12 protein-coding genes are annotated in these 13,098 nt (G+C 46.9%); 4 read left to right on the top strand and 8 right to left on the bottom strand.

The genetic code is table 11. The features are described 5' to 3' along the window. Positions 1 to 18 precede the first annotated feature (18 nt). Positions 19 to 1,023: a CDP-glycerol glycerophosphotransferase family protein gene (locus tag EKG39_RS19555; protein WP_246028569.1), complete on the top strand. Its 1,005-nt coding sequence runs from the start codon at positions 19 to 21 to the stop codon at positions 1,021 to 1,023. Here the strand turns inward: EKG39_RS19555 and EKG39_RS19550 are convergent. The 4 genes from EKG39_RS19550 to EKG39_RS19535 all read right to left on the bottom strand — a co-directional run bounded on the left by EKG39_RS19550 (position 1,020) and on the right by EKG39_RS19535 (position 4,765). Beyond that, complete coding sequence (locus EKG39_RS19550; RefSeq protein ID WP_246028568.1) at positions 1,020 to 2,093, bottom strand: iron-containing alcohol dehydrogenase; 1,074 nt, start codon at positions 2,091 to 2,093, stop codon at positions 1,020 to 1,022. The two genes, EKG39_RS19555 and EKG39_RS19550, sit on opposite strands and share 4 nt — an antisense overlap. Next, a complete protein-coding gene (locus EKG39_RS19545; protein ID WP_126507688.1) occupies positions 2,094 to 2,513 on the bottom strand; it encodes an FAD synthase family protein in 420 nt (139 codons plus the stop codon). Between the two features lie 230 nt (positions 2,514 to 2,743). Beyond that, on the bottom strand, positions 2,744 to 3,697 hold the full coding sequence (gene rfaD, locus EKG39_RS19540; RefSeq protein ID WP_126507687.1) for an ADP-glyceromanno-heptose 6-epimerase: 954 nt from the start codon (positions 3,695 to 3,697) through the stop codon (positions 2,744 to 2,746). 57 nt (positions 3,698 to 3,754) lie between these two features. Beyond that, entirely contained in the window at positions 3,755 to 4,765 is a 1,011-nt protein-coding gene (locus EKG39_RS19535; RefSeq protein ID WP_126507686.1) for a glycosyltransferase family 9 protein, read from the bottom strand. Positions 4,766 to 5,107: 342 nt separating this feature from the next. Between EKG39_RS19535 and hldE the strand changes: the two genes are divergently transcribed. From hldE to EKG39_RS19520, 3 genes are all read left to right on the top strand, one after another. Beyond that, positions 5,108 to 6,538 (top strand): bifunctional D-glycero-beta-D-manno-heptose-7-phosphate kinase/D-glycero-beta-D-manno-heptose 1-phosphate adenylyltransferase HldE, encoded by a 1,431-nt coding sequence (gene hldE / locus EKG39_RS19530; RefSeq protein ID WP_126507685.1) that lies wholly within the window; start codon positions 5,108 to 5,110, stop codon positions 6,536 to 6,538. 79 nt (positions 6,539 to 6,617) lie between these two features. After that, positions 6,618 to 7,094 carry a pantetheine-phosphate adenylyltransferase gene (gene coaD / locus EKG39_RS19525; RefSeq protein WP_126507684.1) on the top strand — a complete coding sequence of 159 codons (477 nt, stop codon included), beginning with the start codon at positions 6,618 to 6,620 and terminating at the stop codon, positions 7,092 to 7,094. Between the two features lie 14 nt (positions 7,095 to 7,108). Next, entirely contained in the window at positions 7,109 to 8,602 is a 1,494-nt protein-coding gene (locus EKG39_RS19520) for a capsule assembly Wzi family protein (RefSeq protein WP_126507683.1), read from the top strand. 86 nt (positions 8,603 to 8,688) lie between these two features. Here the strand turns inward: EKG39_RS19520 and mutM are convergent, their stop codons facing one another. The 4 genes from mutM to EKG39_RS19500 all read right to left on the bottom strand — a co-directional run bounded on the left by mutM (position 8,689) and on the right by EKG39_RS19500 (position 13,088). Continuing rightward, a complete protein-coding gene (gene mutM / locus EKG39_RS19515) occupies positions 8,689 to 9,504 on the bottom strand; it encodes a bifunctional DNA-formamidopyrimidine glycosylase/DNA-(apurinic or apyrimidinic site) lyase (protein WP_126507682.1) in 816 nt (271 codons plus the stop codon). A gap of 58 nt (positions 9,505 to 9,562) precedes the next feature. After that, on the bottom strand, positions 9,563 to 10,045 hold the full coding sequence (locus EKG39_RS19510) for a hypothetical protein (RefSeq protein ID WP_126507681.1): 483 nt from the start codon (positions 10,043 to 10,045) through the stop codon (positions 9,563 to 9,565). Positions 10,046 to 10,218: 173 nt separating this feature from the next. After that, positions 10,219 to 11,205 (bottom strand): GTP 3',8-cyclase MoaA, encoded by a 987-nt coding sequence (moaA, locus tag EKG39_RS19505; protein ID WP_126507680.1) that lies wholly within the window; start codon positions 11,203 to 11,205, stop codon positions 10,219 to 10,221. A 77-nt stretch (positions 11,206 to 11,282) separates the two neighbouring features. Beyond that, positions 11,283 to 13,088 carry a bifunctional molybdopterin-guanine dinucleotide biosynthesis adaptor protein MobB/molybdopterin molybdotransferase MoeA gene (locus tag EKG39_RS19500; RefSeq protein WP_126507679.1) on the bottom strand — a complete coding sequence of 602 codons (1,806 nt, stop codon included), beginning with the start codon at positions 13,086 to 13,088 and terminating at the stop codon, positions 11,283 to 11,285. Positions 13,089 to 13,098: the final 10 nt, after the last annotated feature.

Below are 13,098 nucleotides of genomic sequence, written 5' to 3'. Positions count from 1 at the left end.
CCACAGTATTTACCGGTTATGAATGAACTGTTATCACGTGGTGAGTCGGTTCATTTTGTAATTTATCGCAGCAAGGAGCAGCAAGCAGCCCTCGATGCGCTAGTGAAGCAATATAAACTGCCAGTTACCTGGGTAGATGATGCAGAGCAGGCGCTGGAATTTTATTTAAAACAGAAGCCCGAGTGGGTGATATTTGGTAATACTTTTGATGGCAGTACAAAACTCAAGGGTGTGTGTCGAACAGCCTTGATGCAACATGGTATTGGCCCAAAAGCCGTTTACTATACTGTGTCTGAAGCCGACTTCGATGTGAGATTTGTCGAGGGCGAGTACCGCTTAAAGCGTTTGCAAGAGATGTTTCCGGATAAGTTGTTTATCGATACCGGCTATGCCAAGTTAGATCCTATCGTTCAAAGAAAGGAGGCGGGGTTAGAGCTCAGCGCTTTGGGTCTGGATCCTGATAAACCCACCTTGTTGTACGCGCCTACCTTCTATCCCAGTAGCATTGAGAAAATGGCAAAGGACTGGCCTGCGCAATTCAGTGAATACAATATTTTGCTGAAGCCCCATTACTTTTCGTTAAGTAAGCCTGCTTATAAAAAGCAAAAACAGCTTTTAGAGCACTGGGCAAGTTTCGATAATGCTTATCTGGCTACAGCAGAACAAACTAACTTGCTACCGTTTATGGCCAGTGCCGATCTGCTTATCAGTGATGCGTCTTCGGCGTTGTTTGAGTTTGCTGCACTGGATAAGCCTGTGGTGTGGTGTGACTTTTATCATTTAAGGTGGAGCTATAGAGGTATCTTTAAGTTCCGCTTTAATCAGCGCATGGATGAAGATCTGTATCGGTATGCCGGAGTAGCAGTACACGCCAAAACCTACAAAGAGTTAAAAAGTGTTGTCGATCAACAGATAGCCGAGCCAGATTCTTATGCGCCACAAAGAGCGCAATATACCTATGAGCTTGCGGGTAAGGTAGATGGCTTGTGCAGCCAGCGTATTGTTAACTTTCTAACATCTTAAGATTCAAATGCGTTGAAATAAGCTGCCTCTAAAGTTTCTTGAGGTATATCTTGTAGATGCTCTAAGAATGTAATACGCCCTTTACGCATGTCTGGAGCAAGGGATAAGGCTTTAAAAAACTCTTCTTTGCTTATGCCCAATGAGGATGGAGTGCTTTTTATATTGAAGCCATCTATGGTCGGCAATACCCGAGGATCCAGAGTCGGCAACGACAGTTCCATTCGGAGAAAGTGGCAAAACTTGGTTCCCAACGCAACTTGTTCTCCATGAAGCCCTTCGCCTAGCTGAAAATAATCGATAGCATGGCTGATGAGATGCTCTGCTCCGGAACAGGGCCTTGAGTCGCCGGAAAATCCCATTGCAAGACCCGATAATATTAGCCCTTCAGCAAGTTGATTGATAACCGCTAAGTCATTGAGTGGTTTACTCTCCATACCGAGGATTTCATTGGCTGCTGACTTCGCCAGCAAAAAGGAAAAACCATCAATTTCTGCACGACCCTTTGCATACTTCATATCCAGTAATGCGGAATAGTTGGAAAGCAGATCACCGACACCTGCTTGAGTTAATCTCATCGGTGCTTTAGCACACAGCTGGGTATCTACCACGATAAAGTTGGGGATTGCAGCTGGCAAACTGGCTTTCTTGCCTGTGTTATCAAAAATTACGGCAACAGGAGAAGAGATACAATCACTCGAAAGCGCGGTAGGAATAACAATGAGCTCAACTTTTCTAATCGTTGCCAGACGCTTACAGACATCGAGTACTTTTCCGCCACCAAAAGCGACGACTGTTTGGATTTGTTTCTGAGCACACAAGATATCAATTTGGCTAATATTATTAAAATCAGCTGCTGCAATAGAGTGTGTAATACAGTTAGGGCTATTGAATAAGTTGGTCAGTGAAACTTCAGCTAACTCCAGCACTCCATCATCAATGGCTAATAAGACATTTTTTGAAGAGAGGTGAGTAGATAAAAGTTCAGATTCTGAAACCGCTCCTTCCTGAACAACCAGTTGAGCTGGAAACTCCAGTTGTCGCGTGCTCAGTTTGTCCATAAGGTTAAGCAATTATGATTCCTTAATTTTTTGGAGTAGAGCGCTAGTACTGACGGTCGAATGGTATTGAGTATAAGCCAGTGAAACTCCGTGCTCTTCGAGGTACTCTTCAGTACAACGGATCTGTTTCAAATAGGATTCATGTTCCCAATCATCACCGTGAACAATGATATCTATGTTGTGTTTTTCGATAATAGGTTTGACGTCAAAACTGTCAGTCACTTCAACGAGAGAAACACATGACATAGCGCTCAAGATCGTAGCTCTATCTTGCTCTGAATATATTGGGCGCCTTTTGTATTTTTCTGTCATCTCATCACCGTTGATTAAGATGATCAGTTCGTCACCATAGCTTGCTGCTTTCTTTAAGAACTCGACATGGCCACGATGAAATAGATCAAACACACCAACAACTAATACTTTCTTAGACATTTCACACCATTTTTAAAGGTAGTATTACAACTATCATTGTAACGTTTTCATTATTTGGGATTCAGCTGATACTGCAAACAGCCTGATATCGAGGCTGCCATAGTATGCACAGATTTTTGTAAAATAACCCTTTCTTAGCTAAATCAAAAATACTTTTATTCTGAATATGCAGGAATCTCCCCTCCTGCATATTCACAGTTTATAGGCAAATAAAGGGCTAACGAGAAGTATTATTGCCCGATAAAGTGCTGCTCAGCTAACCAATCCAGATACTCAGGTACCGCTTGTTCTACTGTCTTAAAGGCATCGGTATAACCCGCCTGACGTAACTGGGTCAGGTCTGCTTGGGTGTAACTTTGGTATGCGCCTTTTAATTTATCGGGAAATGGGATGTACTCAATTTTACCCTTTCCGTGATAGTTAATTGCCGCATTAGCAACATCATTAAAGCTTTGTGCCTGACCGGTTCCGCAGTTAAAAATGCCTGATGTTTCAGGATTCTGCCAAAGCCATAAGTTAACTTTTACGACATCTTCAACGTAGACGAAATCTCTTAACTGCTGGCCATCTTCAAAACCATCGATGCCTGCGAATAGTCGACAGATCTCATTTTCTTTAATTTGATTATTGAAGTGGAACGCGACGCTGGCCATTCCGCCTTTGTGCTGCTCACGTGGACCGTAAACATTGAAGTAGCGTAATCCGGCAACTTGGGTTGTCAGTTGCTGCTGCCTGACGTATTGATCAAAGAGGAACTTAGAGTAAGCGTAAACGTTCAGTGGCTTTTCGAATTCACGTTGCTCGATAAATTTTTCACTGCCACCATAAACAGAGGCAGAAGAGGCGTAAATGAACTGACAATTATTAGCTTGGCTAAAATGAAGTAAACTCTTCGAGTACTCATAATTATTAGCCATCATGAACTTTCCATCCCACTCCGTGGTAGATGAACAAGCGCCTTGATGGAAGATGACTTCTAACTTTCCGTTAAATTCTCCAGCTTTGATTTGTGCCAGAAATTGGTCTTTATCCAGATAATCGGCAATTTCGCAATCGGCCAGGTTAAACATCTGTGTGCCATCACTGAGATCATCTACTGCGATAATGTCGTTGCGACCTAGCTGGTTAAGTGCCTTAACCAGGTTACTGCCAATAAAGCCTGCTGCACCGGTAACTACTATCATATTCAATTCCACATTTATGTCGATATTCTAACGAAGAATATCACGGTGAGTTTAATATCATTCACTATAGTGAGTATTTAAAAAATCAGCTATCCCAGACGATGCTGCATCCAGATCGATCAAGTCCATATTACGTCCCGTTTTCTTTCCTATGGGAGGGGTAAAGGCCAGACGCTTATGACTCTGGGTTAATGTTTGCCAACGCACTTTCGGCGCCGATCGCCTACCGGCGTAAAAACCAACGGTAGGAACGTTATGTAAGCCTGCGATATGTAATGGTCCAGTAGAACCCGCTATAAACATATCCGCTGCAACAATAGACTTAGCGAAATCTGAGAGCTCGTTAAGTGGTTTAGCCATGACCGCATTGGTCCCTTTTTCATTGAGGCCTGCGTGTATCTCCTCGGCTAAGCGCTCTTCATCTCCGTTGAAGGTCAGTACAAATCTGCATTTATGACGGCTCTTACTATCTACACTTTCCAGTAACTTTATGAAAGTCTCCGTGGATAGACTCCCGGATGACCCTCCGGTACCCGGATGGACAAAAATGAGCTTTTCACCATCTTGCTTACCATAGTACTCCTGCCACCTTGGACGTTCGGCACTCATATCCCAATATTGCGTGGGGTGGGGGGGAATGGTTATATCGTGTGCAGCCAGAAAGTGTTCAACCAGCATACAGCCACCACGCCAGCAGCCCTCTCCCTTTTTATATTGGGCGTCGGCTCTGTGTTTGTAAAAGTACTGATACCAGTTGTGTTTAGGGGCTAGTTTATAGGGAATATCAAGGTGCTGGATCATCTTATAAATACGGAATTGCGACAGAGATACAATAACCGCATCGTATTGGCGTGCAGCAAATTCGGCACTAATGGCTTGATCGTCACCGGTATCGACAATGACATGATCGATATATGGACAGGCTTCAGCCAGCGATTTTACCGCCGGTGCGACAAACACCTCGATACTGGCTTGAGGTAGTGCTGTCTTAAGCAAGTGTAATGCCGGCCAGAAAAGAACAAAGTCGCCAATTTTATCGTGTCGAATTACCAATACTTTTTTGATCATATAAAAACAACCGTTTATAGATATAGATACTGGTTAATACGGCGATGAACCGCAATAAACAGAGAGCTGTAAAACTATACAAATAGCCGCGTATTGTATCAGTTTTATATCCCTTAATCTGTACTTTTGGGTGTGTGGAGGTACAGTTTTCCAATTGGAATTTAGTTAACTCCTTGGCATTAGGGTCTTTTTACTTGCGTGTTGTTTCACTGGAGCAAGGCGGCGCGCCGTTGAACCTCGTTGCGTGAGAAAGTGTCTGTAGCAGAAATAGACTGTAAAGGTAACAGGAGCAAGAAAAATTAGGTACAATCGGGGTTTATTTTTGCAATAGATAAGAGTGTTATGAAGGTTTCTCTGCCAGCATTTGAAAAAGCGAAGGTTCTTGTAGTCGGTGATGTCATGCTAGATCGTTACTGGGCAGGGCATACAGGACGTATATCTCCGGAAGCGCCGGTGCCTGTCGTTCGCGTAAACCAGATAGAGGATCGCCCAGGTGGAGCGGCTAACGTGGCGCTTAATATTGCGACACTGGGCGGGCAGGTATCTTTAGCCGGTATTGTTGGCCAGGATGAAACAGCCGATGCTTTAACTACCGGTTTGCAAGCTCTGGGAGTTGAACCCAAGTGGCACAGTGTTGCCGATAAACCAACAATCACTAAATTAAGGGTCATGTCCCGTAACCAGCAGCTGATCCGTCTCGATTTTGAAGAGGGCTTCCAAGCCGCTGAGAGTCAAGCCTTGCTTAACGTCGCCGCTGAACAGCTTAGTTCTGCCAAAGTCGCCGTGTTATCAGATTATGCTAAAGGTGCGCTTGTCGATCCCCAGCCTTTTATTCAGCAGGCCAAGGCTCAAGGGGTTAAAGTTTTAGTCGACCCTAAAGGCAGCGATTTTTCCCGTTATCGTGGGGCGACCCTACTTACGCCAAACATGAGCGAGTTTGAACTTGTCGTCGGTGAGGTAAGTTGTGAGGCCGACCTTGTTGAAAAAGCGCATAAACTACTCGAAGAGTTTGAGCTGGAAGCGCTACTCGTGACTCGCTCAGAGAAAGGCATGACGCTCATCACTTCAGATAAAAATGAGCTGCACATTCCTACCGTTGCCAGAGAAGTCCATGATGTGACAGGGGCGGGGGATACTGTGATTGCATCACTTGCAACCGCGCTTGCAGCTGGAAGTGAGCTTCCCGAGGCTTGTGCAATCGCTAACATTGCCGCGGGTATTGTTGTGGCTAAACTCGGTACCTCCACGATCAGTCGTGTTGAATTGAGTGAAGCATTGTCCCGTAGCCATGGTGAGATGGGGTTTGGCGTTGTTTCAGAAGACCAACTCGCTTATGCACTTGAACAGGCAAAACTGCGTGGTGAGCGTGTCGTGATGACTAACGGTTGCTTCGATATATTACATGCTGGTCATGTGAGCTACCTGCAGGAAGCCAAAGCACAAGGAGACAGGCTCATCGTGGCGGTCAATGATGATGACTCAGTGAAACGTCTCAAAGGTGATGGTCGACCGGTGAACCAACTCGATAGGCGTATGGCTGTACTTGCAGGCCTGGCTTCGGTCGATTGGGTAGTACCTTTCAGTGAAGATACCCCGCAGCGGGTAATCGCACACTTACTGCCGGATATGTTAGTGAAAGGTGGTGATTATCAGATAGAGGAGATCGCCGGTGGCGAAGAGGTCATAGCTGCTGGCGGTGTCGTGAAGGTACTCTGCTTCGAAGATGGGATCTCTACGACTAAGATTATCGAAAATATTATGGCGAAGCAGTGATCGCTAAGGCCGTTTAAGTTGCTAACGCTCCGATCATCCTTTTGAGATTTTTTTATAATTTTAGTGTTAAAGGCTAGTTATGCACACAAGAGCTATATACCCCGGGACATTCGATCCTGTTACTAATGGTCACGCCGACCTCATAGAACGAGCGGCTAAACTGTTTAAGCATGTGGTGATTGGGATTGCTGCCAACCCCTCTAAGAAGCCGCGCTTCACTCTGGAGGAGCGTGTGGAGCTGCTCCGGGTGGTGACGTCACATCTGGATAACGTTGAGGTTGTCGGTTTTAGTGGCTTACTGGTGGATTTTGCCAAGGAGCAGCAGGCAAGTGTGCTGGTCCGTGGTTTAAGAGCCGTTTCTGACTTCGAGTATGAATTTCAGTTGGCGAACATGAATCGCCGTTTAAGCTCAGACTTGGAAAGTGTATTTTTAACTCCCGCAGAAGAGAATTCATTTATCTCATCGACCCTGGTAAAAGAGGTCGCGCATCATGGTGGTGACGTCAGCCAATTTGTTCACCCCGAAGTTGCGAAAGCACTGATGACGAAAAGTTGAGAGTGAAAGTCATAATGATGGAAAAATTAAAGTCATTTAGTGTGTGGTCTTTTGCAATACTTTGCTTATTTACCTCTTTTATTTCTGTATCCGCTCCTTGGGTGGATACTTCTGATATCTATCTGCGAGCAGATATTCAGGCTCTTGCCGATGAAGGTGTGATCACGGTTCCCGTTAATACCTATCCGCTGATGTGGTCCGGTATCGGTGCGGATCTGAGTAAAGTTGAGCCTTCGGTATTACCCCCTTCGGTAGCACAGGCCTTCGCCCGGGTTAATTACTATTACCGAAATGCGGTCGAAAATCGTGGCAATACGAGAATAAAAGCAGCGGCGGCAACCGATGCTGCTCGCTTTCAGCATTTTGGTTCAGATTACAGTGAGCAGGGTGAGTTACAAGCATCTTATGAGTATATGGGAGATCGCTTTGCCTTTAAGGCTTCGGCTTCTGCCAACTATGATCCCAGTGATGAGAAAGAGTTCAGACTCGATGATTCCTATATGGCGGTTATCTTAGGCAACTGGATTTTCAGCGCCGGCGCTATAGAGCAATGGTGGGGGCCAGGATTCGACTCGTCATTGCACAGATCTAATAATGCACGCCCATTGCCTTCGGTGATGGTCAGTCGTAATAATGCGGCGGCATTTGAAACCCCCTGGTTATCCTGGCTCGGACCCTGGACACTTACTGCCGGCGTGAGTCGTTTAGAGGAGGAGCGTGCGGTCGTTAATCCGCTACTGTGGAACTTCCGTAGTTCACTGCGGCCCTTCAGACAACTGGAGATAGGTTTCTCCTGGAGTACACAGTTCTGTGGTGAAGGGGAGGAGTGTTCCTGGGAAAGTGCCTTAAAGTCTATAACCGGTCAGCGTGATTGTCGTGGTGCGGGTGAGGCGGGTTGTACCAACTATGGTAATCAGATGGCGGGTTATGATATCCGTTTCAGCGATACCTGGTTCGATATTCCATTTGGTGTCTATTATGAGAAAACCTGTGAGGATGCCAAAGGTTCAGCCCCTTGGGATATCGTCGATTGTGGTCACGCTGCCGGTATAGATACTCGCTTTAACTTTGACTCTGCCCAGTACAAGCTCTTTTTCGAGTACACAGATACCATGGTCGCTTGTGGAGAAGATGACAACGTCTTCAACTGCATGTATGAGCATGGTGATTACCTGAGTGGCTCTCGTTATTACGGCAAGACCTATGGCAGCACCTATGAAAGCGATGCTAAAGTCTATGTACTGGGGCTTATTGGGCAGTTTGCGGATAGCCGGGGTATCACCTCACTGTTACGTTATGCACAATTGAACAAAGATGGATCCAGTCCGGCTCATGGTTGGGCGCCTCAACCTGCGAAAGAAGATCTGTTAATGCTGGAGCTTAGCTACCGCATGCCAATCTGGAAAGGGATGATGAGTGTCGGTGGCACAGTGTCTCAATCGGAATTTGAGGTCGAAGACAAACAAACCGATGCGACCCTGTTCGGTACCTACGAGTATCGTTTTTAGAAGAGTCTAGGAGCTAGACTCTAGACTCTAGGTTCTAAAAGCAGCTCGCAGCGCCCTCGCAGTGAGCCTGCGAACGTCCTTCTTTGTCATTTAGTCTGACATAGGCCACAAAATACTGTGGCCCTCTGTCCCAGTTTGATCTCGCTGAGCAGATTGCCACACTGGGTACAGGTCTCGCCGCCTCGGCCATAAACATGAAGTTTCTGGGCAAAGTATCCCGGCTTTCCTTCGGCATTGGTAAAGTCTTTCAATGTCGTTCCACCCTGCCTGATGGCGTTTGCCAAGATCTGTTTCACCTCGGTAACCAAAATGGTCAACCTCTCGCTGTCGACCTTGCCAGCCTGCATTTCTGGGTGAATGCCTGCAGCAAACAGGGCTTCGTTGGCATAGATATTACCGACACCCACGACAATATGGTTATCCATCAAACAGAGCTTAATGGCTTTCTTCTTATCCCTTAATTTCTGTTCAAGGTAGGCTGGATTAAACTCATCCTTCAATGGCTCAGGCCCAAGCTTTGACAGTAGTGGATGCGCCTCTTCCGGCAATTCACACCATAGCCAGGCACCGAAGCGACGTGGATCGTTAAATCTCAGTACTTTGCCGCTGGCCAATTCTAAATCTATATGGTCATGTTTCTCGACAGGCGTTTTCCTGGAGACGATTCTCAGGCTTCCTGACATGCCAAGATGCACGATTGTCGTGCCAGCATCGGTATCGATAAGCAGGTACTTTGCCCTGCGACGCACGTTTCTAATAGTTTCTCCCACGATCTGCTGGGCGATATCCGGTACCGGCCACCGAAGGCTGGCGTTACGAACTGTGAGAGCCGTTGCTTGTTGATCGACTAGATGAGGAGTGATCCCCTGACGGGTAACTTCTACTTCGGGCAATTCAGGCATATTCATTCTCGGATAAGTCGATAAGGTTAAGGCTAACTAAGAGCCGTCTTTTTGATTGTTAGCTATCGGTATTTGAGGCCGCGGCTATTTTGATGACCGGTGAAAGCGCCTCTCTTTGGCTGGGAGGGATCAGGTACCAGTTATTTGCCGGGGATTTCAGTAGTCCCAGCTTTTCATACCAGCTCCAGGGCTGCGCCTGCTCGCTGTTGGCGATAACTATGATGACCTCCTTGGGAATGTCGGCACTGGAATGTTCAAACAGCTCTTGTTGATCGACAAGTGGAGATAGTTGTATCTCGCTCCAGGCTTTTGCCCATACCTGACAATTGAGAATTTTTGGGTGGCATTGCCAATTGCTACTACCCTTGTTGAGCCAGAGTTCATTTACTTGCAGTTGCGCCAGAGGAGAAGTGTTATCGAAAAGTGGATGGGCATCTTCGGGCAGCTGAGATGTTTTGTCATCCAATAGAGTGAGTATAGTGATCATTAACAGGGAAGCGATAATGATTACGTTGTTCCATTTTTTTCGGGATAGAGCCATGGCATCAAGTTTCAGCGTGGTTGATTGACGGTAAATAGTCAGTCTATCATGCAGTAAAAAGCCAGGCGAAGAAAGCGGCGATAAATATTGGTAGCCGATTTTAGGACTGCAATAAAAAAGGTTGATAGCTTTATGCTATCAACCTTTTCGAATCGATTGGTACGCGTTTATCGTTATCCGCCTGTCGCGTTCATAAAGCGTAGGATCTGTACATCCCCCTCAGGCCCGAACACATGTTCTTTAGGTTTGAGTTTAATGGCATCCAAAATGGCAGTTTTTAGCTTCTCGATATCAGCGGGAAACTCTCTGACAATGGCTTTAAGATCCACGGAGTGTTCATTGCCTAAACAGAGTAACAAGCGGCCCTCTACAGTGACACGGACGCGGTTACATTCATGACAGAAGTTGTTGCTGTGAGGAGAGATGAAGCCCACATGAATAGAGCTACCCGGCATTGTGTAGTAACGTGCGGGTCCACCGGTGCGCTTGTCGGATACACTGAGTTCATATCGCTGAGAGATAATGGCTTTTACCTCTTCACTGCTGCAGTGACGACTCTTCTTACGCTCATCGATAATGCCGAGTGGCATCTCTTCGATGAAAGCTATGTCCAACTCTCTGCCACGACAAAATTCGATCAAGTCCAGAACTTCATCATCATTTTGGCCTCTCAGAATTACCGCATTGATCTTGATGCGAGTAAAGCCTGCGGCTTTGGCGGCATCGATCCCCTCAATGACGCGCTCAAGTTTGCCATTACGGGTCAGTTCGGTGAAGAGCTCAGGCTTTAATGTATCCAGGCTGATATTGAGCCTGCCAAGACCCGAGCCGCGCATCTTTTCTGCAAACTTGGTCAGTCGGGAACCATTGGTGGTCATCGAGAGCTCAGATAACCCGGGCAGTGCGCCGAGCAGTTTGACCAGTTGGTCGCAGTCGGTGCGTACCAAAGGTTCGCCGCCGGTGAGGCGAATTTTTTTCACACCCAGCTCAGTAAATGCCTGACCTACCCAGGCCAGCTCCTCTAGGCTGAGAACTTGCTCACGATTGAGAAAACAGGGATCTTCGCTCATGCAGTAAACACAACGAAAATCACATCTGTCAGTAACGGAAAGACGCAAATATTCAACCTTGCGTCCGAAGGTATCGACGATCAAACTCATACTAGCTACCTACAAAAACACCGTATTGACTCAGCTATCTGAGCCAATACAGAAAACAGTTAAACAGAGATCACCAATTAGAGTAGATCGGCAAAAGGTTGAATATAAACGGTATCACCAGGATTTAACTGATCATCTTTTTCGCTGATAACGATGAAACAGTTTCCTTTTACCATAGAGCTCAACATCCCCGAACCTTGTGCGCCTGTCGTCGTGACATGCAGCTTCCCATCGACTCCTAAGTGATAGATGCCTCTGGTAAATTCGGTGCGACCCACACGGCTACGTAAACCTGTATCTGCGATTGCGGGTACCATACTCTGGGTCCAGCTGTTTTCTCCGGCTAGTTTTCTAAGTGCAGGTTGCACAAATTGCATAAAGGAGACCATAACCGCAACCGGATTACCGGGTAGTCCGAAGAAGAGGCTATCGCCAATCTGGCCGAAAGCCAGTGGTCGTCCAGGTCGCATATTGATGCGCCAGAAGTTAATCTGGCCGACCCGCTCGAGTGCAAGCTTGATAAAGTCGGCATCGCCGACGGATACACCGCCGGAACTTATCACCACGTCGGCATCGACGGCGGCTTGGCTAAGCGCATCGGCAAGTGCATCTTCCGAGTCGTGAATGATCCCCAGGTCTATCACTTCACAACCCAACTTTCTGACCATAGATTTGATGGTGAAACGGTTTGAGTCGTAGATGCAATTAGGTTTTAGTGGCTCTCCGGGCTGACACACTTCATCACCGGTAGAGAAAACGGCAACCCTGGGGCGTTTGAATACCGGCAGCTGACCAAAGCCCAGTGAGGCCAATAGTCCCTGCTCTGGTGCTTGCAGCCGAGTATTAGCGGCTAGCGCCGTGTGGCCTTTAGCTATATCCTCGCCTGCGAGTCGGATATGTTGCCCCAAAGTGATATCGCCCTGAAAGCTAACTTGGCCTTCCAGCTCTGTAGCCAACTCTTTCATCTGAACGGTATCAGCGCCGGCGGGTACCGTTGCACCAGTCATGATGCGCACCGCTTCGCCTGCCTGAAGCACTGCAGAATATTGATGTCCTGCCATGACATCGGCGACAATCTTATAACTGGCTAGCATGGGACTGGAGTGCTTGAAGGCGTATCCGTCCATGGCCGAATTGGTCTGCTGTGGCACATTGACAGGGGATATCGCATCTTCGGCCAGTACCCGGCTGTTAAGCTCATCCAGAGGGAGTGCTTCACTGGACGTAATGGGATTAACGTAAGATAAGATCTTATCTATGCCTTGTCTTACCGACAGGGTTTTACTGGTATCGACCTCGCAACCACACTCTGGTGCCGGTGAGAGCGGTAAGTTGATATTTGCTGGCTGCCAGTTTTTTGCATACTCGATAACGAAGTCGGCAATTTGAGCGACATCATTGATATCCAGTCGTCTTAAGTCACCAGGAAGTTCAGTCTCATCACAGCAGGCGATTGCCTGAATGTTCTTGTCATGGGTATGAATAAAAGGTTTATCGTGGGCGGCACGATGGAGCTCAATCTTTGGTAGCTCGAGTTTTTTGAAGCCTTCAACCAATACAATATCGACACTATCTTGTTCAATCTGCTGGAGCAGGTGAGGTAGCTTGGGGTCTTCCTCGACGGCATCTTCCGTCATCAGCGCCCATCTGACGTGTGAGGCAACCAGCATCTGGCGAGCACCCGCCTTACGCATCTCGTAACTGTCTTTACCCGGAATATCCACATCGAAGTTATGATGAGCATGCTTTATGACTGCCAGCTTCACCCCCCTGCGGTTTAACTCGGGGATCAGTTTCTTTAATAGCGTGGTCTTTCCTGTGCCACTATAGGCACAAAATCCGAGAACAGGAATTGTTAACGGATTGGTAAAAGGGATGCTCATTTAAACCTCG

Origin of the sequence: Shewanella atlantica (assembly GCF_003966265.1) — a bacterium.
Lineage (GTDB): Bacteria > Pseudomonadota > Gammaproteobacteria > Enterobacterales > Shewanellaceae > Shewanella > Shewanella atlantica.
Note: the sequence above shows the minus strand (reverse complement) of the source record. Positions and strands in the feature narration are given on the sequence as shown.